This is a genomic window from Candidatus Pelagibacter sp. Uisw_092, assembly GCF_047729545.1.
In the GTDB taxonomy this organism is placed as follows: Bacteria; Pseudomonadota; Alphaproteobacteria; order Pelagibacterales; family Pelagibacteraceae; genus Pelagibacter.
Genome location: NZ_CP159824.1, coordinates 86634 through 108429, shown reverse-complemented (window position 1 = coordinate 108429; position 21796 = coordinate 86634). Strand labels below are relative to the sequence as shown.

Here is a 21796-nt window from a genome sequence, read left to right as displayed (position 1 = left end):
TAATTAAAGTGGCCATTTAAAACCTGGAATGCCAAATCCACTTGTAGACTTTGAAATCTCTTCAGATGTTTTTGATTTTAATTCAGATTTTGCATTATTGTGAGCTGCCACTATTAAATCTTCTATTATAATTTTATCTTCCCTCATCACTTCGTCTGATAAATTAATTTTAATCATTTCATTTTCACCATTTAACGTAACCTTTACAGAATTAGAGCCCGATGCTCCCTCAACTTGAATATTTTTAATCTTTTCCTGACTCTCTTTCATTTTTGATTCTAGTTCTTTGGCTTTATCTAAAATCTTTGTAAAATCAGTCATTTTTATCTCTCTCTTTGTTGACCCTAACATCAATCAATTCTGCATCTGGAAATTTTTCTAAAATATTTTTATAAGTTAAAGAATTTTTTATACTTTCTATTAACTCATTTTTTAAATTGACTTCTATTTCTTTTTTAGATGGTTGGCCTTTATTTTTACTAAGTGTTATTATCCACCTGCTGTTGGTCCATTCGTAAAGTTTTAAAGATAAGTCTTTAATAAAATCTTTGTCCAGATCTTCATTAAATGAAATTTCAATTCTTTGGTTTTCAAAACTAACAAGATTAATATTTTTTTCTAATTCATATTTTAATTTAATTTCTTTTTTAGAAGAACATACTTCTAGCAAGTCCTCAAAAGAATTTATAAGATTAGCCTCTACTTCAATTTCCTTATTATCCTTAAATGCTATATCTTTTTCTTGTGCAATATTTTTGATTTGACCAATCGTTTCTATTTTATCTTTTATCCCAAAGAAATCTTCTCCTTCTTTTTTTTGTGAAAGAGATTCTTTATTGATATTCCCATTTGTTTGACTTGTTTCTTCATAGTTATTATCAGGTATATTCTTAATACTTTTTAGATGAATCAATCTAATTAAAAACATTTCCATCGATAAGTGCTGATTTGAAACAATATCAAGCTCCTCTAGTACTTTAATGGTAAACTGCCAAAACAATATTAAAGTTTCGTTACTAACTTTCTCAGAAATTTCTTTAATTCTATTAAATTCTTCATCATTTAATAAAAAATTTGTACCTTCAACGTTTAATAATTCAATATTTTTAAAATAATATAATAATTCTAAAAAATCATTTATAAAAATTTTGGGCTCAACTCCTTGGTTGTATATTTCTCTATATGTGTTTAGAACTTCAGCTTCTTTACCTTCAAATATAAGTTGAAATAAACTGATTAATTGAGACTTGTCAAAATAACCAAATATTCTTTGCGCGGAAGTTAAATCCAACTCTTTGCCGTTATCTAATGTAATCAATGCTCTGTCTAGCAATGATAAGGCATCTCTTACGGATCCTTCTGAAATTTTAACAATCAATTTAAGCGCATCATCTGATGCGTTGCCTTTTTCTTTATCTTTAATTTTTTTGATAAAATCAAATAATTCTAAAGATTTAATTCTAGATAAATCAAATCTTTGACAGCGTGAAACTACAGTAATTGGAATCTTTTTAATTTCTGTAGTTGCAAAAATAAATTTTAAATACTCGGGCGGTTCCTCTAAGGTTTTTAGCAATGCATTAAATGCCTGCTTGCTAAGCATATGAACTTCATCAATAATAAATATTTTATATTTAGCTGTGGTTGGGCCATATCTAGAAAATTCAATAAGATCTCTTACATCGTCGACACCAGTTTTACTTGCCGCATCCATTTCCAATACATCAATATGATTTGAACTTGAAATAGCTTTACAGTTTTCACAAATATCATCTTTACAAAGTTCCTCCGTACCATTTGAACAGTTTAAAGATTTTGCAACTATTCTTGCTGTAGTAGTTTTTCCAATTCCTCTAATCCCAGTGAAAAGATAAGCATTAGGTACCTTATTTGCTTTAATTGAATTGGATATTGTTTCAGCAACAACATCTTGTCCTATAAGGTCAGCAAATGTCTGGGGCCTATATTTTAAAGCTAAAACTTTTTTATTTTTATTCATTTTTATAAGGAGACTAGAACCTGAAAAACTGTCTCTACGACTGCTTCCGTTAAGATCTGGTCGGGTTTAAGCAGTATTCACCTCTAGCCTCCAAAACTATTATAGCAGTAATGTTTTCCAATCTACAAGAAAAGTTTCTAGATTATTTTTCTCTAAATTTATCAGCCTCAAAAACACCTAGCACGTGAAAATCTTGGCAATGAAGTCCTAGTTCTTCTAAAGATTTTTGAACTTTAGGATCTTCTATGTGGCCATCTAGATCACATAAGAAAAAATATGATTCAAATGAGTTTTGCTCTGGGTAGCTTTGAAGCTTTGTTAGATTTACACCATTAATCGCAAAACCCCCTAGGGATTGATAAAGCGCAGCAGGTTTGCTTTTCAATTTAAATAAAAAAGAAGTTATATATCTCTTATTTCCAAAATCTGGTTGATAAACTTCTTTACCCATAACTAAAAATCGAGTTGCATTGCCTTTTTCATTTTCAATATTTGATGCAATTATTTTAAGTTTATAAATTTTTGCACTTAGTGAAGAAGCAATTGCTGCCTCTCTTTTATTTTTCTTTTTTGAAATTGCTTCTGCAGAACCTGCTGTATCAGCACGTACATGTTCAGTAAAATTATTTTTTTTGATAAAATTTGAACATTGGGACAAACCTTGTGTATGAGAAAAAACATTTTTTATATCATTTATGCTACTTCCTGGTTGCCCTAGTAAATTGTGTTCAATTTTTTGAAAATGTTCTGCATAAATATTTAATCTATATTTAAAAATTAGATATTCTATTCCAATATTCCCTGTAATACGATTTGATTCAGGTATTACCATCTTAGAACTACTTTCTGATGATACTTTTAAGAAACACTCATCAAAAGTCTTACACGGTATAACTTCTGCTTTGGGCTCAATTTCAAGTGCCGCTAAATGTGAATAGGCTCCAAAGGTTCCTTGAATATAAATTTTACTCATCTTATATTTTTATATTCCATAATTTTTTTTATAGCCAGATAATCTTCTTCAGTATCAACACCTATAGGAGAAGATTTAGCTAAAGCTACATTTATTTTTAATTTATTGTCTAAAGCTCTTAACTGTTCTAATTTATTTATTTTTTCATTATTTGTTTGATCCAAACTAACAAATTTTTTTAATGCGCTTACTTTATAAGAATAAATTCCAATATGATGATAAATATTTTGACTAACTGCTGATAAATTATCTCTAGTAAAATTCAATGCTTTTGGAAAATTACTTTCTGCCAACTTTTTATCTGTAACAACTTTAACTACATTTTTATTATTTAACATTTTATCATCTTGAATTTTTGCTGCCAGTGTACCTATTTCCGCATCTTGATTAATCATAAAATTATTTAGATTAATAATATCATCTTTATTAATATCAGGTTCGTCTCCTTGTAAATTTAATATGTAATCAATATTATTTATATTCAGCTTTTCATAAGCTTCAAAAATTCTATCTGTGCCAGTTTTATGATTTTTAATAGTTAAAATTGCCTTACCGCTATTTTTTTGGACATCATCAAGTATTTCCTGGTCGTCAGTTGCAACTATTACTTGGCCGATATTAGCTTCTTCTGCTCTTTTAAAAACATGAGAAATGATTGATAAATTATTAATTTTTAGAAGTGGTTTACCTGGCAGTCTAGTTGCTGTCATTCTTGATGGGATTAATATTAGTGTTTTTTTCATTATAAACTTACCAATTTTATGCGTCTAACAGACACAAAATTATAAAATTAAAAATTAAGTTTTTTTTAATTATCATGTTATATGTGAAAATAATTATAATTAAATGGATTCGTTCGAACTAAATAAAATTATTGCTGCAATTTTAATGGTTGCACTGCTTGTAATCGGCTTAGGAAAGATTGCAGATGGTGTCTTTCATGTGAATAAGCCTGAAAATCCTGGATATCAAGTTGAAGTTGAAAGCCAATTAATTTCTGCAACTTCTCAAGCCTCTGAAGTTGTAGAAAAAATTGATATTGCTGTATTTATGTCATTGGGCGATGTAGTGAGTGGAGAAAAAATTTTTAAAAAATGTGCAGCATGTCACTCAATAAATAAAGGTGGAAAAAATAAAATTGGCCCAGCGTTATATAATGTTGTTGGGAGAGTAGTTGGCGGTGTGGATGATTATAAATACTCTAAAGCTTTAGCTTCATATGGTAAAGAATGGACGTTTGAGGAGTTAAACGGTTTCTTAAAAAAACCCTCGTCTTACCTAAAGGGAACTAAAATGTCATACGCTGGTTTAAGAAAAGAGAAAGACAGAGCTTCCATAATCAAATACTTAGATCAAAACAGTGATAGTCCTAAGCTGCTACCTTAACCTGCCAAAACAATATAATAAGATACTTTTTTGAACATGTACTCTATTGAGTGCTTGTAACCATACCTTTGAATTTTTACCTAAAAAAACCTCACTTGATACCTCTGCACCCCTTGGTAGGCAGTGTAAAAAGGTTGCATCTTTTTTTGCAAAACTCATTATTTTAGAACTAATTTGAAAATTCTTAAAAGCTTTAATCTTATTAATTTTGTTAATTTTATCATTTAAAGAAATAACTTTATCTGAAAAAACAACGTCAGCATTCATAGCAGCTTTTTTAGCATCATTATAAATATTAATTTTTCCTTTATTCTTTTTTACCCAATCAATTACAAATTTCTTAGGTTCATAATTTTTAGGACAACCAATACTTAATTTAAAAGAAAACTTAACTGATGCTGCAATTAAACTATTAAGAACATTATTTGAATCTCCAATCCAACAGATATTTAATTTTGAAATAGGTTTTTTTTTAATTTCTTCAACAGTAAAAATATCTGATAAAACTTGTGTTGGGTGTGATGATGGACTCAGTCCATTAATAACAGGTATTGTTAAATATTTACTAAATTCCTCTATTTTTTTATCACTATCAGTTCTTAACATAAAGCCATCTCCATAAGTTGATAAAATTTTTGCTGTATCAGCCAAACTCTCTCCTCCCTTTCCAAGGTGCAATTCATTTGTTCTAAGTGTTATCGTTCCACCTCCTAACTGTTTTATTGCAAGATAAAAACTTAGTCTCGTTCTAAGACTGGATTTTTCAAACATTTGAATAAGCAATTTTCCTTTTAAAGGCTTGTCTCTATCAATCTCAAGAGTATTAAATTTATTTCTTTTATCTTTTCTTTTTTTTGCATCAGTTATAATTTTTCTAAGGTCCATCGCAGGTATGTCTTTGAGTGTGATAAAATGATTCATTTTTACTTTTGAGTTAAGCAAACTTTTCTAATTATTTTTATAGATAGGTCTATTTCTTGTTTTTTAACATTAAGTGGAGGCAGTATTCTTATAACATTTTCTGCAGCTCTAATTGTCAACAATTTATTATCCATTAATTTTTGAATAAATTTTGTTTGATCATTTTGTAGCTGTAAACCGATTAATAAACCAACACCTCTCACTTCTTTGATTATCTTTGGGAACTCCTTATTTAATTTTTTCAACTCAGAATGAAAATATTTTGATAACTTCTTAACATTGGCAAGAAATCCTTTTTTAAGTATTTGTTCTAAAACTGCATTTCCAACAGACATTGCCAATGGATTTCCGCCAAAAGTCGAGCCATGAGTTCCTGCTGTCATTCCAGATGCCACTCTTTTGTTCATTAAAACTGCTCCTAATGGGAAGCCACCTCCAATACCTTTTGCTATTGGCACAATGTCAGGTTTAATTTTTGAACTTTCAAAGGCAAAAAAATTTCCAGACCTACCTATTCCACATTGAACTTCGTCCAAGATTAATAAAATTTTTTTCTCATTACAAATTTTTCTTAATCCCTTTAGACACCAATCTGGAATAACCTTAATTCCACCTTCCCCCATTATGGTTTCTACCATAATCGCAGCTGTTCTATTTGTTATAGATTTTTTTAACGATTTATGATCCCCAAATTCAAAATGATCAAATCCATCAACTTTTGGGCCAAAACCTTCTGTCATTTTTTTTGATCCACTAGCATAAATTGTTGCTAATGTTCTTCCATGAAATGAATTTTTAACACAAAGAATTCTATTTTTTTTTTTTCTCCTATTGAATAAAAATATCTTCTGGCAACTTTAATTGCTGCTTCTGTTGCTTCTGCTCCACTATTTTGAAAGATAACAAAATCAGCAAAAGTTTTTTTTGCCAGTCTTGTTGCTAACTTTTCACCCTCAGGAATTATAAATGCATTAGAAACATGCCAAAGCTTTTTTGATTGTTTATTAATTGCTTTTATTAAGTATGAATTTGAATGCCCCAAAGAGTTCACAGCAATCCCTTGAACAAAATCTAAATATTTTTTTCCATTAGTTGAGTAAAGAAAACTTCCTTTTCCATAATTAAATGAAATTTTTCTTCTATTATAGTTTTTTGCTAAAGCGCTCATATTCTAAGATTTAATTTTATAGCCTTTTTTATAAAGAAAAAAAGCCACATACCACATTATAATACTTAAAATTGTTAAATAAATTAGCCCCACACTTAGGGACCCATCTGATTTTCCTAAAAAACCATATCTAAATCCATCAATCATATAAAAAAATGGATTTATATAGCTAATAGTTTGAAAAAACTTAGGAAGTTTGTCTATAGAATAAAATACACCTGATAAAAAGCTTAATGGGGTAATAACAAAGTTAGTGACAGTTGCAGTATGATCAAATTTTTCAGCCCAGAGACCAGTAATAAATCCTAAGCTCCCCAATATAAAAGCACTTAAAAAACCAAAAATAAAAATAAATAAAATGTTATTTATTGGCATCTCAACAATTAAAGAGAAGACGACTATTGAGATTATAGCAATTAAAAAACTTCTTGTAAGAGCTGCTAATATTATTGCCATTGAAACTTCTAGTGCTGATAAAGGCGCATAAAGCATATCAACAATATTTCCCTGAATTTTTCCAATCATCAATGATGACACTGAATGACTGAATGACTGAGTTAAGATGCTCATTGCAATTAAACCTGGCGCTAAAAAACTAATAAAAGAATAACCAAGAACATCTCCTCTATTATTCCCCAAAGCCAAAGACAAAACTGATAAAAATAATAAGCTTGATACAAGTGGAGATAGTAAAGTTTGTTGCCAAACTGCCAAAAACCTATTGCATTCCTTAAGCCATAAACTTTTAAAACCAATCCAATTTATGAAACCAAATTTTTTTACATTAATTTGATACTTCTTATTCAATTCAACCATAGGTAATCATATATAAATTTTGAAAAAATTGTGTACAAAACAAAAAAATCTATTGTTTTTTTTTTAATCCTATGTGATCTGTATATAGTTATTAAAATTAATTAACATACTAAATATAGCTTATGAGTTGGAATGAAGAAAAAATTAACAAACTTAAAGAGCTTTGGGGAAAAGGAAGCACTGCAAGTCAAATTGCTGAAATAATTGGTGGAATTACCAGAAATGCAGTTATTGGTAAGGCTCACAGATTAAACTTATCATCAAAAATTAAAGCTAGAAGTACTTCATCAAGTCAAAATTTTGACAACAACACAGAAGAAAATAATTCTAAACAAAGACAAGGAAGAAAAAGTAAGTTTAAGTCTTTAATTATTGAAAACGATTTTGAGCCAGAAAACCCTAAAAAATTAGAGGAACTAGACGAAAGCTCTTGTAAGTGGCCTGTTGGTCATCCTGAAGAAGAATCATTTTATTTCTGTGGACGATCATCTTTAAAAGATTTCTCATATTGCAAACTTCATTTGCTGTACGCCTATCAGCCAAAAGGTAAAAAAGAAGAGCCTACAACTGATAAAGATGAAGAGTCACAACAGTACAATGAAAAAAAAATTAATACCGCTTGATAACTACTCTCTAAAAATATTATTATTTATTATTATTTTTTCCATCAATGCCTCTCAAGACAGATTTAATGATTAAATATATTAATAATGAAAAAGCTAAAAAAATAAGAATATAAATAATATTAATTAACATAAAATAATTTATATAATTTAAGTTTAAAAAATTCTATTAAGAATTTGTAGGGTTATACTTTTTTGTTGAAAATTGACCACCTTCTCTCCACATATAACTATATTTTTCAACTTCTTGGTCAAATATTCTTGTGCTTGGAATTCCCACATCAGAATTGGTTTGATATTTATTTGAGGGGATATTATCATATTTTAAAAGCACAAGCTGATCTACAGTCAATAACGGTTTTGGAAATAATTGAAAGAATTTTGCTGACATATTTGCCACAAAAAATGGAAGAGGAATTAACAATCTATTCTTACTAATAAGTTTTAACAATCTTTTTAAAATTTCCTTTAGAGAAATAATCTCAGGTCCTACACACTCAATAATTTTGGAGTATATATTTTTGGTGACAACGTGATGAATAACGTCCGTTAAATCAGAGCAATGAATAGGAGAAAATTTAGTTGCCCCATTATAATAAAGTGGAAAAAATGGAAGTCTACTTAGTAAAGTCATAAAATTTGTAGTAAAATTATCATCTACTGAATAAACTACAGAAGGCCTTAATATTGTAGCTAAAGGAAAATTCTTTTGAATATTTTTTTCTCCTTCTAATTTACTTTTTGCATATTCAGAATCAATTGCATTATTGATTCCTAATGCTGATAAATGAATAAATTGTTGAACTTTATACTCCTTACAAAGTTTAGCCAAAATTGATGGGAAGACAGAGTGAATATTTTTAAAAGTATTTCCGTTGCCTCCTTCATATAAAATACCAATTAAGTTGATGCAGATATCAGTTTGTGAAAAAAGTTTTCTAATTTTTTTCTCGTCAAAAATGTTAGACTCAACAATATCTATATAGCCAGCATTAGCTTGGGTCTTTATCATATAGCCCTTTTGGTGAAGGTTTCTAGTAACCACAGTTACCTTATAATTATTTTTAGTAAGCTTTCTAATTAAATGGCGACCTATTTGACCGCTGCCGCCAAAAATTAGACAATTTTTTGCTTTCATATATATATAATTAAAAATGAATATTGATATTAAACTTCACAAGAATGATCTACCAGAAGATTTAGATTTAGGCAATATTATAGCAGTTGATGGAGAGTTTATGGGTCTCAATGTAAAGCGTGACCCTCTATGCCTTATTCAAATTTCAAACGGAAATTCTGATGCTCACATCATTCAGCTAGATAGAAAAAAATATAATGCTCCAAATTTAAACAAAATTCTTTCAGATTCATCAATCACTAAAATATTTCATTATGGTAGAGCAGATATGGCTCACATTAAATATTATTTAAAGACAGAGACTAATAATATTCTTGATACAAAAATAGCCTCAAAATTAGCTCGATCTTATTCTGATAGCCACTCTCTAAAAACATTAATTAAAGAATTTATAAACATTGACGTGAGCAAACAATTTCAAAGTTCAGATTTTGGGGGCGAACTATCTCCTGCTCAGCTTAAATATTGTGCAAATGATGTGGTCTATTTGCATAAAATTCATGAAGAATTAAATAAGATTCTAATAAGAGAAAAAAGACTTGATTTATACAATAGTTGTTTAAAATTTTTAAAAACCAGAGTTGACCTTGATTTAGCTTTATTTAAAGATGATATATGGTCTCATTAAATGAAAAAAAAAAATTATAAAAAAATTGCAAAAAGTGTAATTGATCTAGAAATTAAAGCTTTAAAAAAATTAAAAAATTCCATAAATAATTCTTTCAATGAAGCAGTAGAATCAATAGCGAACTGTCAATCCAAAGTGATTTTATGTGGGGTTGGAAAAAGTGGGTTAATAGGAGCTAAGATTTCAGCAACACTATCATCTGTCGGAACTCCTTCATTTTCACTTTCTGCAAATGATTGTTCTCATGGTGATCTTGGAAGTATTTCAAAAAAAGATGTTTTAATTTTAATAAGCTACTCTGGTTCTACAGAGGAGCTAAAAAATATTATAAAATATGCTAATCGAAATAGGATTACCCTGATAGGTATAATGTCTAAAAAAAACTCTATATTATATAAAGCTTCTGACATTAAACTTCTTATACCAGAGGTAATAGAGGCGGGCCTTGGAATCGTTCCAACCGCAAGTACAATTAACCAGCTAAGTATTGGTGATGCATTAGCTATTTCAGTATTAAATAAAAAAAATATTAGTAAAAAAGATTTTAAAAATTTTCATCCTTCAGGAAACCTTGGTGCCAAACTTAGAACTGTCGAGGAGTTAATGATTATGGGAAATAAAATTCCATTTGTTAATGAAGCTTTAAATATGAAAAAAGCATTACAAATTATTTCAAATAAAAAACTTGGAACTCTCATTGTTCAAAATAGTAAGAAAATTACTACAGGTATAATTACAGATGGCCAAATTAGAAGATTTAATGAAATGGGTAATAATCTTCAAGATTTAACTGTTAAAAAAGTTATGACTAAAAACCCAATTAGCATTAATCAAAATATCCTTGCAGAAAAAGCTCTTTCAATAATGAATAATAAAAAAATCACCTCTTTGTGTGTACATAAAGATAAGAATACAAAAAAAACTATTGGGATTTTACACATTCACAATATATTGCAGTCAGCTATTAAATAAATGCATAAAAAAACTTTAATACAAGTTTTTTTGATTTTGTTAATTATCATAATATTTTTATTATCTTATTTAAAATATTTTAAAGAGCCTGCTACCAATTCAAATCAAATTGTTTTAAGTGAAAAAGTTGATGATAAAAAAAAAGATGAATCAAACTCCATCCAAAATATCAACTACACTTCTTTAGACGTGAATGGCAACAAGTATGAAATATCTGCCTTACAAGCAGTAATTAGTGATGAAGATCCAAATTCAATGTACTTAGAAAGTGTTGTTGCTTATATCTATTTAAAAGACTCTAACATAATTAAAATTACATCTGATTATGGAAATTATAATTTAAGGAATTATGATACTATTTTCAAAGAAAAAGTAACAATTATTTACCCCGAACATAAGATAACTGGAGAATATTTGGATTTTTCTTTATTAAATAATCTTGGAACGATTTCCGAAAATGTTGTTTATAATGGAAAAAAAACAAGTTTGTTTGCTGACAAAATTGAAATAGATCTTATTACAAGTGATGCTAAAATTTTTATGAATGACAAAGCCAAAACAGTTTTAATTAAAGGAACTAACTAATATGGGTATAATTAAAAAATTTAGGATTAAATCATTTAAAAATCCTCAACCTATAATTTCATTAGAGAATATATCATTATCATTTGGTAAAAGAAAAATTTTAGACAACGTAAGTTTTAAAATTAATCATGGCCAAATTTTAGGAATGTTAGGGCCTAATGGAGTTGGAAAATCGACGATTTTTAATTTGATCACTGGATTAATTAAACCTGACTATGGTAAAATAAAGTTTGAAGGAACAGATGTAATCGACTACCCGATATATTTAAGAACATCAAAATTTAAAATTGGCTATGTACCTCAATATGGTGGTTATTTTAACGATCTTACTTTATTAGAAAATTTAAAAGCAATTGCTGAAATTGTAGTTGATGATAAGAGCTTAATATACCATAAGATAGATCAACTAATTGCTAAATTTGAATTAGATGCCATTCGAAATATTAAAGCAAAGTTTTTATCTGGTGGACAAAAAAAAAAATTAGTAATTGCTTTAGCTTTATTAAGTGACCCAAAAGTACTTTTGCTTGATGAGTGTTTTGCTGCCCTAGATGTTTTGACAATCAAAATGTTACAAGAAATTATTGTTAATTTACAAACACAGAGCAATATAACCGTTTGTATCTGCGATCACCAAGCGAGAGACTTACTTTCTTGTGTGGATGTTGCTATGATTCTGTCAAACTGTAAAATTGTAGCACAAGGATCTCCTAATGATTTAGTTAATAATATAGAAGCTAAAAATGCTTACTTCGGAGACTCTTTTAAATTTAATTAAAGCATGTCACAAATACTAATAATTAAGAGTAAAATAAAAAACTTTAATAAACAAATTCGAGTTAGTGGAGATAAAAGTTTGAGTATACGGTGGGTGCTTTTAGCATCTCAAGCCATTGGAAAATCTAAAGCCTATAACCTCTTAATGTCTGAAGATGTACTTGCTGCAATAAATTCAATTAAAAAACTTGGTATAAAAGTTGTTATCCATAAAAATTATTGCGAAATATTTGGAAATGGAATTAACGGGTTTAAATATAAAAAAAATTTAACAATAAATGCTAGAAATTCAGGAACATTTGGAAGACTGATACTGGGTTTACTAATTAAATCCCCTCACAAAGTTAAATTAATTGGTGACAAAAGTTTATCTAAAAGAGATTTTTCGAGAGTAACTCTACCTTTGGAAAAGTTTGGTACTAAATTTTACTACAAAATAAAAAATAAATTACCCTTATCAATTTTAGGTTCTCAGTCACCAAAAGGTATTAAATATTTAGAATATAAAGGTTCAGCTCAATGTAAAAGTAGCGTGATGTTTGCAGCACTTAATGCTTCAGGAACAACATATATTAAAGCAAAAAAATCAAGAAATCATTCTGAATTACTCTTTAAATACTTAAAGATACCCATCAAAATAAAAACAACTAAAAAATACGATTTTATAGATATTAAAAAACCAAAAAAAATTAAAGCATTTAATTATCAAATTCCAGGAGACATAAGTTCAAGTGCATTTTTTATGGTGCTTACAACTCTTACAAATAATTCAAGGCTTTTAATTAAGGATGTCAACATTAACCCTTCGAGAGCAGGTGTGATTACCATCTTAAAAAAAATGGGTGCTAAAATAATATTAGAAAATCAAAGAAGTTATAGAGGTGAAAAAATATCTAATATTTTAATAGAGAGCTCAAATAACCTTAAGGCCATTAATTGTCCATCAGAATTAAATAGTAATGCCATAGATGAGTTTTTAGTGATTTTTTTAGCAGCTGCAAAAGCAAAAGGAATTTCCTATTTTAAAGATGTGTCCGAACTAAATCAAAAAGAAAGTCCAAGATTAAAATGGGGTTCTAAAATTTTAAATATGATGGGTGTTAAAACAGAACTAGCAAAAGATTCAATTAAGATTTATGGTCAACCTGACTTAAAAATTACAAAACAAATTACAATTAAAAATTATTTAAAAGATCACAGAGTTTTTATGATGAGTACAATTGCTGCCTTAACTTTTGGTGGACAATGGAAAATCTATGATCAAGATTCTATAAATACTTCATTTCCATCTTTTCTTAAGATAATTAAAAAGATAAGTAATAAATCTTTATGAAGTTAAAAAATAAAATTAAAGTTGCGATAGACTCTCCTGCTGCTGCAGGTGCTGGTACACAAGCAAAGCTAATTTCTAAATACTTTAATCTATTTTACTTGGATACAGGTAAAATTTATAGATTAGTTGCGAACATTAAACTTACTCAGCCTAAAAAATATAGTCACACCTTTATAAAAAAAATAATAGAAAAACTAAGTATGAAAGATTTACAAAATGAAAAGCTACTATCTGATGAAGTTGGAACAATGGCTTCTATAATATCAAAAGATAAAAAAATAAGACAACTTGTACATGCCTTTCAAATTAAAAGTGCCTATCACCCTCCCAAAAAGTATAATGGATCTTGTCTAGATGGGAGAGATATAACTTACAAAATAATCCCTGATGCTGATTTTAAGTTTTTTATAACTGCTAACACGAAGACTAGAGCCTTAAGAAGATATAAAGAGTTAAAAGGGTTAAATAAGAAAATATCTTTTAATGAAGTTCTAAAAAGCATCAAAAAACGTGATAAAAGTGACTATAATAGAAAAATTTCTCCTCTAAAGAAAACAGAAGATTCAGTATTGATAAATACTACGAAGCACACTAAAAGAGCATGTTTTTTAAAAATAAAACAAATTATGAATAGGAAACTAAAAGCTTAATGGAAATATACAATAACCTAGAAACCGCTGCCTCAAAAGAATTCGAACAATTGCTAAATTCCCAGTTCACTAAAACAGCAAACCTAGAAGAAGGAAAGGTTATTACTGGCGTCGTAAATAAAGTAACTGATAACTTTGTATTTCTTGAAATACCTGGTTTAAAATCTGAGCCAATTTTAGATATCAACGAGCTTAAAAGCATGGGAATACTTGACAAAGCAAAAGTAGGTGAAAAAATTTCTGTTTTACTTGAAAGACTAGAAGATAAAAAAGGTGAAGTATTAGTGTCAGCTTCTAAAGCACAAAAAATTCAAGGTTGGGATAAACTTGTTGAAGCTTATGAAAAAAATGAACCAATCATGGGTAAAATTACTGGACGTGTTAAAGGTGGTTGTATTGTAGAGCATATCGATACTGGATCTTTAATGTTCCTTCCAGGATCTCAAATCTCTGACAAACCGTTAAAAGATATTAGTCATTTAATGAATGAACCCCAAAAGTTTGCCCTTATTAAGCTAGATAAAGTAAGAGGAAATGCTTGTGTTTCTAGAAGAGAAATTATTTCATCATTTAAAAAAGAGGATAAAATTAAAATTATTGAAAAATTCAAAGTTGGAGATGTAATTAAAGGAGCTGAGGTAAAAGGCTACAGTTCATTTGGTTGTTTCTTTAGTGTTAATGGTGAGCTTGATGTTTTAGTACACCTACAAGAGATTTCTTATTCAAGAGTTAACCACCCTGACGAAGTTTTTACAATTGGGGAAAAACATGACTTATTGGTTATCACTGTTGATAAGGAAAAGTTACAAGTTGGTTGTTCTGTTAAACAACTTTCACCAGACCCTTTTGAAAATATTACAAATTATGAATTAAATAAGATCTATAAAGTTAAAGTAGTAAAGCTTATGGACTTTGGAGCTTTTTGTGAACTTGAAAAAGGTTTGTCAACTTTATTACACTCAAGTGAATTAAGTTGGACTAAAAAAAATATATCTGCAAAAAAAATGTTTAAAGTAGGTGATGAAATTGATTGTGTTATCACTGAAATAGATAAAGAAAAAAGAAGAGTTGCGATCTCTCATCGTCTAACATTTGATAATCCCTTTGAAACTTTTGAAAAAAACTATGCGATTGGATCAGAGGTTGAAGGTGTAGTTGCTAGTAAAAATGAATACTCAATTTTTTTAAAAATTGATGGCCTAGATATTGATGCTTTCTTACATTGCAATGATCTTACTTATCTAAATAATGGTGAAGAAGAATTAGCAAAATATAAAATTGGGGACAAGTTAAAGGTTAAAGTTTTAGAGGTTAAAGCGGTTGAGCAGAAAGTTAGAGTTGGTTTACGTCAAACTCAACCTGATCCATTTGATTGGTTTAATGACAAAAAAATTAAACAAACTATTACTGTTAAAATAATTTCAACTGATAATAAAGGCCTTGTGGTAAGACCGGAAGGTTGTGAAATGGACTTTATAATTAAAAAATCTGCGATAGCCATTAATGTTGCTGATGCTAGACCTTCTAGATTTACAGGTGGGGAAAGAATCGACTGTGCCATTCAAGAGTTAGATTTAGAAAAAAGAAAAGCAACGCTAAGTATTAAATTGCTTGAAGAAATAGAAAGAAAAGATGCATTAGATAAATATGGTTCTGAAGGGTCTGGAAAAAACCTTCCTTTTTCATCTCTTTCTGAAGATTTAGAAAAAAAGAAAAAAGAAGACGAATAAAAATTGGCTATTGTAAAATCAAAGCTTCTAAATCAACTTAAAAAATCATATCCTAATTTTCTTAAAAAAGACCTTGAGAAAGTTGTATCCATCATTCTAAATGAAATTAAACAAGCTCTAAAACGTGGGGATCGTGTTGAATTAAGAAGTTTTGGCATGTTTTCAACAAATGTTCAAAAAGCTAGAATATCTCGAAACCCCAAGACTGGAGAAAAAGTAAATACAATAGAAAAGAAAACAATTCACTTTAAAATGGCAAAGGAAATGTTTAAAAAATTAAACAATGACCAATAAAAAAATCTTCGTAGCCTGCGATGTATCAGACCATAAAGAGATATTAGATTTATTGGAATTAATTCATCAAGATATTTCAGGAATAAAAATTGGATTACAATATATTACCCAAAGTAGCCCTGAAGAAATAAGGGAACTTTCAAAGTTTAAAAAACCTATTTTCTATGATGGGAAATTTTTTGATATTAAAAATACATTAGTTGAGTCAGTAAAATTGCTTAAAGACTTAAATGTAGATTATGCAACTGTTCATCTTCTAAATGGACTAGATTCTCTTAAAGCTGCTAATCAAGCTGCACAAGAAATTAATTTAAAATTATTAGGTGTTTCTGTTTTGACAAGCTTTAATGATGAAGATTTAGGAAACTTAGGTTTTAACAACAAAGTTGAAGACCAGGTTAAAAGACTAATTAAAATTGCAATGGAGGCTAAATTACATGGGGTTATTTGTAGCCCACTTGAAATTAGAATGATTAAAGAAATTGCACCAAAACTTATGTGTTTTACCCCAGGGATTAGGATGACTGATACAAAAGATGATCAAAAACGAACTATGTCTGCTAATGAAGCTATTAAAGAAGGTAGTGATTTCTTGATAATCGGTAGGCCTATTACCAAAGGTAATCCAAAAGAAAATATAAAAAATATCCTCTCATCAATAGATTAGATGAAATCAAAAATTTGTGGAATCTCTGATTCTGTAACATTAAAATACTTAACGGGGCACCCTAACCCACCACAATATATTGGCTTTATTGTTAACTACCCAAAATCTAGAAGGTTTATTGAACACAATCAGCTTAGAAAGCTTTTACAAATAGATAAAAATGACTGTAAGTATGTTGCGGTATTAGTTCGACCTGATGAAAGTATTCTTGAAAAAATAAAAGATTTACCATTCGATTATTATCAACTTTATGATTGCACACCATCTGAGGTTACTTCAATAAAAAAAAAATATAATAAAAAGATTATAATTGCAATAACTGTTAAAAATCAAAATGATGTTGTAAAATACTTTGAATATAATGATATAGGAGAAATAATATTATTTGACAGCAAAGGTTATGAAAAAAGTATGTCTTTTGATCATCAATTAATTAAAAACCTTAAAATTAATAAGGAATTAATGCTTGCTGGAAATATTCAAATTGAAGATAACCTTGAAAATTATAAAGAAATAGCAGACATTATAGATATTTCTGGAGGTCTAGAAACATCTGGATTAAAAGATATCTCAAAAATAAATATTTTTTTAAAAAAAATTAAACTAATTGACAGTGAAACTTAAAAAGAAAATTCCTTTAATTGATCAGCACAACAAAAGTGGATTTTGGGGTGGCAAGTTTGGTGGTAATTTTATACCTGAGACTTTAAAAAAGCCTATTGAGGACTTAACAGCACTTTTTGAAAAACTTAGATATGATAAGAAATTCCTCAAACAAAGAGACTATTACATTAAAAACTACATAGGCTCTCCTACTTCATTTATTAAACTCCAAAACTTATCTAATCATCTAGGTGGAGCTCAAATATACGCCAAAATGGTATCGGAGGCGAACGGAGGTGCTCATAAGATCTATAATGCAACAGTTCATTGTCTTATTGCAAAAAAGGCTGGGAAAAAATATGTGGTAGGTGATACGGGCGCTGGTTATGCTGGAAAAATGTTGAGTATGGCTGCCAAAAAATTTGGTCTTAAGTGTAAAATATTCATGGGTGCAAAAGATATAAAGAGACAAAAACCTAATGTAGATGCAATGAAAAAAAATGGAGCAGAAGTTGTACCTGTTTATTCAGGAAGCCAAACATTAGTTGATGCTGTTAGTGAGTGCATGCGTTATTGGGTTTCAAATTGTGACCAGGCTCATCTTTGTGTTGGCTCTACAGTCGGTCCAAATATATTTGTTAAAATTTGTGGCTGGAGTACAGCTCAAATATCAAGAGAATTAAAAGTTCAAATAAAATCTGAATTTAAAAAGTTTCCAAAAAAAATTAAACTTATTAACTGTGTAGGTGGTGGAAGTTCTGCTTACGGTTTTTGGAGTGAGTTTATTGATTATGATAAAAAACAAATTGAATTAATTGGTGTTGAAGCTGGAGGACCAAAAAATTCTAAGCTACATGCTGCACCACTAACTAATGGTGCTAAACTTGGAATACTACATGGTGCTGCAGCTTATGTTTGTCAAAATGATGAAGGACAAATTAATGCTACAGAGTCAATCTCAGCGGGACTTGACTACCCATCGGTAAGTCCAATGCACTGCTTCTTAAAAGATACTAAAAGAGCGAGATATACATCTGCCACTGATGAGGCGGCTTTAAATGCATACAAACTAGTTACAAAATTTGAAAAAATAAACCCAAGTCTAGAACCAAGCCACGCCTTTGCAGAGGCAATAAAAATTGCTCCAAAATTAAACAAAGATACTATCATTATAGTAAACTCTTGTGGTGATGCAAAAAAAGATCGTGATATTTTAAAAGAAAGATTAGGAAAGATTAACTAAGATGTCATTAATTAACTTAGTATTTAAAAAGATAAAAACTGAAAAAAGACCTGTATTATTAACTTACACCGTTGCTGGTGATAATAATAAAAAAAATTCTCTTGAGATACTAAAGTCAATTGCAAACTATGCTGATATTTGTGAAATTGGTTTTCCTCACAACACTCCAATTGCAGATGGTGGTCAAATTCAATCAAGTGCCTACAGGGCTTTAAAAAATGGTATTAAAATAAAAGATATTTTTTCAATAGTAAAAGATTTTAAGAAATCTAAACAGACAAAACCTGTCATCTTGATGGGTTACTATAATATGATTTATCAATATGGTGATAATAACTTTATCAATATTTGTAAAAAAGTTGGTGTTGATGGTTTAATTGTTGTTGATTTACCCTACCCTGAAAACAAAGATTTTGCTAAAAAATGTAAGAAAAAAAATATTAACTTTATTCAATTGCTCTCTCCTACTACTTCACTAAGTAGAATGAAAAAAATCATTAAAATTTCTCACGATATGGTTTACTATATAAGTATGCTTTCAACGACAGGTGGAAAACTAAAAGTTTCACCAAAAAAAATTATGGAAAAATATAATAAAATTAAAAATTTAAATAAAAATAAAAACATTGTGATCGGGTTTGGAATTACTGAAAAAACTATAGCTTCACTTAGAAAGGCTGATGGATTGGTGGTTGGCAGTGCTTTGTGTAAAGAAATATCAAAATCACTCAAAAAAAAACAAAATCCTGTCACAAATGTAACTAATATTGTAAAAAGATTAAGAAATAAAATTGCATGAATTGGATTAAAAAAACACTACGTTTTGGCGAAAAGATAAAAAGAATAATTAAGAAACGTGCAAGCAAAGAAGAGATTGCCAGTAGTGATTGGACATCTTGTTGTAAAGGTCCCATTCTAAAAAAAGATTTAGAAGATAACTTGTGGGTTTGTCCGTCTTGTAACAAGCATCACAGAATAAGTCCTCATCAAAGATTCAATATTATTTTTGGTAAAAATAATTATGAAGTTTTAAAAACTCCAATTCCTCAAGATGACCCTTTAAATTGGAGTGACTTCAAAACTTATAAAGACCGACTAAAAGCTGCTAGAAAAAAAACAGGTATGGACTGTGGAATGATGGTGGTTAATACCAACATTCAAAATGTAAAGATTACAGCCATTGCATCAGACTTTGATTTTGTGGGTGGTTCAATTGGTGCAGCAGAAGGTGAGGCCTTTTTATATGGTATTCAGCACGCTATTGAAAATGAACAACCTTTTATAATTTTTACTTCTGGTGGTGGAATGAGAATGATGGAGTCATTAATCTCGCTTTCACAAATGACTAGAACAACTTTGGCAATTAATGAGCTTAAAAAAAATAACCTTCCTTATATTGTTGTTCTAACAGATCCAACTGCAGGTGGTATTACAGCGTCATACGCAATGCTGGGGGATATTCATTTAGCAGAACCTGGTGCTCTTATAGCTTTTGCGGGTGCAAGAGTTATTCAAGGAACTGTTAGAGAAGAATTACCTGATGGGTTTCAAAGAAGTGAATATGTTGAAAAAACAGGATTCGTGGATTTAATTGTTGAAAGAAAAGACCTTAGAGAAAAATTAGGTTCATTATTATCAATATTGTTAAATAAAAATTCTGCTATAAATTCATTAGAAAATGAAACTTCAGAAGATAGTAGAACGCTTACAAAAGCTGCATCCTAAAGAAATAGATCTAAGCCTAGATCGAACTAAAAATCTTTTAGAAAAACTAGGAAATCCTCAAGACCAAATTAATTGTATATCTGTTGTTGGAACAAACGGTAAATTTTCAACTATCCAAGCTCTTTATGCAATTTTAAAAGAAGCAAATTACAAATGCAATATCTATACAAGCCCACATATCCAAAGAATTAATGAACGATTTATCTTTAACAATAAACTCTTAATAGATGATGAATTAGTTAATCTTTTTTCTGAAATTGAAGAAGTAAATAATGGAACAAAAATTACTTTCTTTGAAATTTTAACTGTTGCTTACCTTCACTATGCTAAAAAATACCCTGAAAACATTAACTTAATCGAGTCAGGTCTATTTCATAGATTTGATGCAACTAATATTTTAAAAAAAAATTTAGCTAGTATTGTGACAGCCATTGGTCTTGATCATTTAGATTGGCTCCCAAAAGAAGAACAAACAGTTGAAAAAATTATATTTGAGAAAACATCCACTTTATTAAACTCTAAAATTATTGTTGCAAAACAAAGCTCAAATGAAATTAGTAAAAGTATTGAAGATGTAATTAAAAATAATTTTTCTAAAAAAATAATCTTTAATAGAAATTATAATTTTACATTAAAGGAAAATGATTTTTTTTATTATGAAGATGAATTTGGTGCTCTAAAACTTCCAAAACCTAATCTACCTGGGGAATTTCAACTAGAAAATGTCTCTTCTGCAATTGCAACAGCAAGACAATTAACAGACTATAAAATAACTGATGAACATATTAAGGGTGGTATTACTAAAATAGAAAGTATCGCACGACTTCAAGAGTTAAAATCTGGAAAATTAAAGGATTTAACTAGTAATAATTTATTATTTGTGGATGGGTCTCATAACCCACTTGGTGCAAAAGTATTAAACGAATATCTTCAAAGTTTAAATTGTAACAAGCATATTATTTTAGGAATGATGACTAACAAAGACCACAATAAATATATGAGTTACTTTAAAGATATTAAATCATTGACAACAATTGATATTCCTAATCAACCCAATGCTATTAAGGGAAATGAACTTAAGGGGAAAATTAAAAATTTCAAAAATATTAATTACAAAAATTCAGTTGAAGAAGCAATTAAATCAATCAATCTTCAAGAAAACGATATTATTTTAATTACAGGGTCTTTGTATCTTGCGGGAGAAGTTTTAAGTTTAAACTAAATATTTTTATCTAGAAATTCTTTCATGTGGCCCTCGGCAACACCACCAACTTTTCTGTCTACTTCAACACCTTTTTTGTAAACAATAACTGTAGGTACACCTCTTACACCAGCAGCTGAACCAGTGTTAATTCCACCATTTTCTATGTCAGCATAATAAAAGTTAGCTTTATCTTTATATGTATCAGATAGCTTTTCCATAACTGGCTTTAAAGCCTTGCATGGTTGGCACCATTCTGCAGAAAATTGCACAATCGATACGTCTTCGTTTTTAATTTGAGTTTCAAATTGTTCGTCTTTAAAATCTATAAGCATAGTTCTTTTATAAATTCTTATTCCATTTA

At 29.0% G+C, this 21796-nt stretch carries 24 protein-coding genes and 1 pseudogene; 16 read left to right on the top strand and 9 right to left on the bottom strand.

What is annotated here, in order from left to right:
• Positions 1 to 3 precede the first annotated feature (3 nt).
• From ABXT63_RS00570 to kdsB, 4 genes are all read right to left on the bottom strand, one after another.
• Complete coding sequence (locus ABXT63_RS00570) at positions 4 to 321, bottom strand: YbaB/EbfC family nucleoid-associated protein (RefSeq protein ID WP_415320982.1); 318 nt, start codon at positions 319 to 321, stop codon at positions 4 to 6.
• Positions 314 to 1999, bottom strand: a complete 1686-nt coding sequence (dnaX, locus tag ABXT63_RS00565; RefSeq protein WP_415320981.1) for a DNA polymerase III subunit gamma/tau — start codon at positions 1997 to 1999, stop codon at positions 314 to 316. The genes ABXT63_RS00570 and dnaX overlap by 8 nt, the downstream gene beginning before the upstream one ends.
• Positions 2000 to 2141: 142 nt before the next feature.
• Positions 2142 to 2972: a prephenate dehydratase domain-containing protein gene (locus tag ABXT63_RS00560; protein WP_415320980.1), complete on the bottom strand. Its 831-nt coding sequence runs from the start codon at positions 2970 to 2972 to the stop codon at positions 2142 to 2144.
• Entirely contained in the window at positions 2969 to 3715 is a 747-nt protein-coding gene (kdsB, locus tag ABXT63_RS00555; RefSeq protein WP_415320979.1) for a 3-deoxy-manno-octulosonate cytidylyltransferase, read from the bottom strand. Before kdsB ends, ABXT63_RS00560 begins: the two co-directional genes overlap by 4 nt.
• Before the next feature lie 103 nt (positions 3716 to 3818).
• Here kdsB and ABXT63_RS00550 point away from each other — a divergent pair, with 103 nt between their 5' ends.
• Positions 3819 to 4358, top strand: coding sequence for a c-type cytochrome (locus ABXT63_RS00550; RefSeq protein WP_415320978.1), 540 nt, complete (start codon positions 3819 to 3821; stop codon positions 4356 to 4358).
• Here ABXT63_RS00550 and argF read toward each other — a convergent pair.
• From argF to ABXT63_RS00535, 3 genes and pseudogenes are all read right to left on the bottom strand, one after another.
• Positions 4350 to 5279 carry an ornithine carbamoyltransferase gene (gene argF / locus ABXT63_RS00545; RefSeq protein WP_415320977.1) on the bottom strand — a complete coding sequence of 310 codons (930 nt, stop codon included), beginning with the start codon at positions 5277 to 5279 and terminating at the stop codon, positions 4350 to 4352. The genes ABXT63_RS00550 and argF overlap by 9 nt on opposite strands.
• Before the next feature lie 2 nt (positions 5280 to 5281).
• A pseudogene (locus ABXT63_RS00540) lies at positions 5282 to 6447 on the bottom strand (aspartate aminotransferase family protein).
• 3 nt (positions 6448 to 6450) lie between these two features.
• Positions 6451 to 7263, bottom strand: coding sequence for an ABC transporter permease (locus tag ABXT63_RS00535; protein WP_415320976.1), 813 nt, complete (start codon positions 7261 to 7263; stop codon positions 6451 to 6453).
• Between the two features lie 122 nt (positions 7264 to 7385).
• Here ABXT63_RS00535 and ABXT63_RS00530 point away from each other — a divergent pair, with 122 nt between their 5' ends.
• A complete protein-coding gene (locus ABXT63_RS00530; RefSeq protein ID WP_415320975.1) occupies positions 7386 to 7886 on the top strand; it encodes a GcrA family cell cycle regulator in 501 nt (166 codons plus the stop codon).
• A 169-nt stretch (positions 7887 to 8055) separates the two neighbouring features.
• Here the strand turns inward: ABXT63_RS00530 and ABXT63_RS00525 are convergent, their stop codons facing one another.
• Positions 8056 to 9024: a complex I NDUFA9 subunit family protein gene (locus tag ABXT63_RS00525; protein ID WP_415320974.1), complete on the bottom strand. Its 969-nt coding sequence runs from the start codon at positions 9022 to 9024 to the stop codon at positions 8056 to 8058.
• 16 nt (positions 9025 to 9040) lie between these two features.
• Here ABXT63_RS00525 and ABXT63_RS00520 point away from each other — a divergent pair, with 16 nt between their 5' ends.
• The 14 genes from ABXT63_RS00520 to ABXT63_RS00455 are packed head-to-tail and all read left to right on the top strand — an operon-like array spanning position 9041 to position 21453.
• Positions 9041 to 9652: a ribonuclease D gene (locus tag ABXT63_RS00520; protein WP_415320973.1), complete on the top strand. Its 612-nt coding sequence runs from the start codon at positions 9041 to 9043 to the stop codon at positions 9650 to 9652.
• A complete protein-coding gene (locus tag ABXT63_RS00515; RefSeq protein WP_415320972.1) occupies positions 9653 to 10624 on the top strand; it encodes a KpsF/GutQ family sugar-phosphate isomerase in 972 nt (323 codons plus the stop codon). It begins immediately after the preceding gene.
• A complete protein-coding gene (gene lptC, locus ABXT63_RS00510) occupies positions 10625 to 11209 on the top strand; it encodes an LPS export ABC transporter periplasmic protein LptC (RefSeq protein ID WP_415320971.1) in 585 nt (194 codons plus the stop codon). It abuts the gene before it with no gap.
• 1 nt (position 11210) lies between these two features.
• On the top strand, positions 11211 to 11987 hold the full coding sequence (locus ABXT63_RS00505; RefSeq protein WP_415320970.1) for an ATP-binding cassette domain-containing protein: 777 nt from the start codon (positions 11211 to 11213) through the stop codon (positions 11985 to 11987).
• Between the two features lie 3 nt (positions 11988 to 11990).
• Entirely contained in the window at positions 11991 to 13319 is a 1329-nt protein-coding gene (gene aroA / locus ABXT63_RS00500) for a 3-phosphoshikimate 1-carboxyvinyltransferase (RefSeq protein WP_415320969.1), read from the top strand.
• Positions 13316 to 13969, top strand: coding sequence for a (d)CMP kinase (locus ABXT63_RS00495; RefSeq protein WP_415320968.1), 654 nt, complete (start codon positions 13316 to 13318; stop codon positions 13967 to 13969). The genes aroA and ABXT63_RS00495 overlap by 4 nt, the downstream gene beginning before the upstream one ends.
• A complete protein-coding gene (locus ABXT63_RS00490; protein ID WP_415320967.1) occupies positions 13969 to 15699 on the top strand; it encodes a S1 RNA-binding domain-containing protein in 1731 nt (576 codons plus the stop codon). Before ABXT63_RS00495 ends, ABXT63_RS00490 begins: the two co-directional genes overlap by 1 nt.
• A 3-nt stretch (positions 15700 to 15702) precedes the next feature.
• Positions 15703 to 15993 carry an HU family DNA-binding protein gene (locus tag ABXT63_RS00485; protein ID WP_415320966.1) on the top strand — a complete coding sequence of 97 codons (291 nt, stop codon included), beginning with the start codon at positions 15703 to 15705 and terminating at the stop codon, positions 15991 to 15993.
• Positions 15983 to 16660 carry an orotidine-5'-phosphate decarboxylase gene (pyrF, locus tag ABXT63_RS00480; protein WP_415320965.1) on the top strand — a complete coding sequence of 226 codons (678 nt, stop codon included), beginning with the start codon at positions 15983 to 15985 and terminating at the stop codon, positions 16658 to 16660. The genes ABXT63_RS00485 and pyrF overlap by 11 nt, the downstream gene beginning before the upstream one ends.
• Entirely contained in the window at positions 16661 to 17284 is a 624-nt protein-coding gene (locus ABXT63_RS00475) for a phosphoribosylanthranilate isomerase (protein WP_415320964.1), read from the top strand.
• The gene (gene trpB, locus ABXT63_RS00470) at positions 17274 to 18506 is read left to right on the top strand and encodes a tryptophan synthase subunit beta (RefSeq protein WP_415321984.1); all 1233 of its coding nucleotides are present in this window, start codon (positions 17274 to 17276) and stop codon (positions 18504 to 18506) included. The genes ABXT63_RS00475 and trpB overlap by 11 nt, the downstream gene beginning before the upstream one ends.
• A 1-nt stretch (position 18507) precedes the next feature.
• A complete protein-coding gene (gene trpA, locus ABXT63_RS00465) occupies positions 18508 to 19305 on the top strand; it encodes a tryptophan synthase subunit alpha (protein WP_415320963.1) in 798 nt (265 codons plus the stop codon).
• Positions 19302 to 20231: an acetyl-CoA carboxylase carboxyltransferase subunit beta gene (locus ABXT63_RS00460; protein ID WP_415320962.1), complete on the top strand. Its 930-nt coding sequence runs from the start codon at positions 19302 to 19304 to the stop codon at positions 20229 to 20231. The genes trpA and ABXT63_RS00460 overlap by 4 nt, the downstream gene beginning before the upstream one ends.
• A complete protein-coding gene (locus ABXT63_RS00455) occupies positions 20185 to 21453 on the top strand; it encodes a bifunctional folylpolyglutamate synthase/dihydrofolate synthase (RefSeq protein ID WP_415320961.1) in 1269 nt (422 codons plus the stop codon). The genes ABXT63_RS00460 and ABXT63_RS00455 overlap by 47 nt, the downstream gene beginning before the upstream one ends.
• On the opposite strand, the gene ABXT63_RS00450 is transcribed toward ABXT63_RS00455, so the two are convergent.
• Entirely contained in the window at positions 21450 to 21767 is a 318-nt protein-coding gene (locus tag ABXT63_RS00450; protein WP_415320960.1) for a thioredoxin family protein, read from the bottom strand. The two genes, ABXT63_RS00455 and ABXT63_RS00450, sit on opposite strands and share 4 nt — an antisense overlap.
• Positions 21768 to 21796 lie beyond the last annotated feature (29 nt).

Bases quoted from the DNA above. Each gene is read 5' to 3' on its own strand.
- ABXT63_RS00570 (WP_415320982.1), bottom strand. From the start codon at position 321: ATGACTGATTTTACAAAGATTTTAGATAAAGCCAAAGAACTAGAATCA.
- dnaX (WP_415320981.1), bottom strand. From the start codon at position 1,999: ATGAATAAAAATAAAAAAGTTTTAGCTTTAAAATATAGGCCCCAGACA.
- ABXT63_RS00560 (WP_415320980.1), bottom strand. From the start codon at position 2,972: ATGAGTAAAATTTATATTCAAGGAACCTTTGGAGCCTATTCACATTTA.
- kdsB (WP_415320979.1), bottom strand. From the start codon at position 3,715: ATGAAAAAAACACTAATATTAATCCCATCAAGAATGACAGCAACTAGA.
- ABXT63_RS00550 (WP_415320978.1), top strand. From the start codon at position 3,819: ATGGATTCGTTCGAACTAAATAAAATTATTGCTGCAATTTTAATGGTT.
- argF (WP_415320977.1), bottom strand. From the start codon at position 5,279: ATGAATCATTTTATCACACTCAAAGACATACCTGCGATGGACCTTAGA.
- ABXT63_RS00535 (WP_415320976.1), bottom strand. From the start codon at position 7,263: ATGGTTGAATTGAATAAGAAGTATCAAATTAATGTAAAAAAATTTGGT.
- ABXT63_RS00530 (WP_415320975.1), top strand. From the start codon at position 7,386: ATGAGTTGGAATGAAGAAAAAATTAACAAACTTAAAGAGCTTTGGGGA.
- ABXT63_RS00525 (WP_415320974.1), bottom strand. From the start codon at position 9,024: ATGAAAGCAAAAAATTGTCTAATTTTTGGCGGCAGCGGTCAAATAGGT.
- ABXT63_RS00520 (WP_415320973.1), top strand. From the start codon at position 9,041: ATGAATATTGATATTAAACTTCACAAGAATGATCTACCAGAAGATTTA.
- ABXT63_RS00515 (WP_415320972.1), top strand. From the start codon at position 9,653: ATGAAAAAAAAAAATTATAAAAAAATTGCAAAAAGTGTAATTGATCTA.
- lptC (WP_415320971.1), top strand. From the start codon at position 10,625: ATGCATAAAAAAACTTTAATACAAGTTTTTTTGATTTTGTTAATTATC.
- ABXT63_RS00505 (WP_415320970.1), top strand. From the start codon at position 11,211: ATGGGTATAATTAAAAAATTTAGGATTAAATCATTTAAAAATCCTCAA.
- aroA (WP_415320969.1), top strand. From the start codon at position 11,991: ATGTCACAAATACTAATAATTAAGAGTAAAATAAAAAACTTTAATAAA.
- ABXT63_RS00495 (WP_415320968.1), top strand. From the start codon at position 13,316: ATGAAGTTAAAAAATAAAATTAAAGTTGCGATAGACTCTCCTGCTGCT.
- ABXT63_RS00490 (WP_415320967.1), top strand. From the start codon at position 13,969: ATGGAAATATACAATAACCTAGAAACCGCTGCCTCAAAAGAATTCGAA.
- pyrF (WP_415320965.1), top strand. From the start codon at position 15,983: ATGACCAATAAAAAAATCTTCGTAGCCTGCGATGTATCAGACCATAAA.
- ABXT63_RS00475 (WP_415320964.1), top strand. From the start codon at position 16,661: ATGAAATCAAAAATTTGTGGAATCTCTGATTCTGTAACATTAAAATAC.
- trpA (WP_415320963.1), top strand. From the start codon at position 18,508: ATGTCATTAATTAACTTAGTATTTAAAAAGATAAAAACTGAAAAAAGA.
- ABXT63_RS00460 (WP_415320962.1), top strand. From the start codon at position 19,302: ATGAATTGGATTAAAAAAACACTACGTTTTGGCGAAAAGATAAAAAGA.
- ABXT63_RS00455 (WP_415320961.1), top strand. From the start codon at position 20,185: ATGAAACTTCAGAAGATAGTAGAACGCTTACAAAAGCTGCATCCTAAA.
- ABXT63_RS00450 (WP_415320960.1), bottom strand. From the start codon at position 21,767: ATGCTTATAGATTTTAAAGACGAACAATTTGAAACTCAAATTAAAAAC.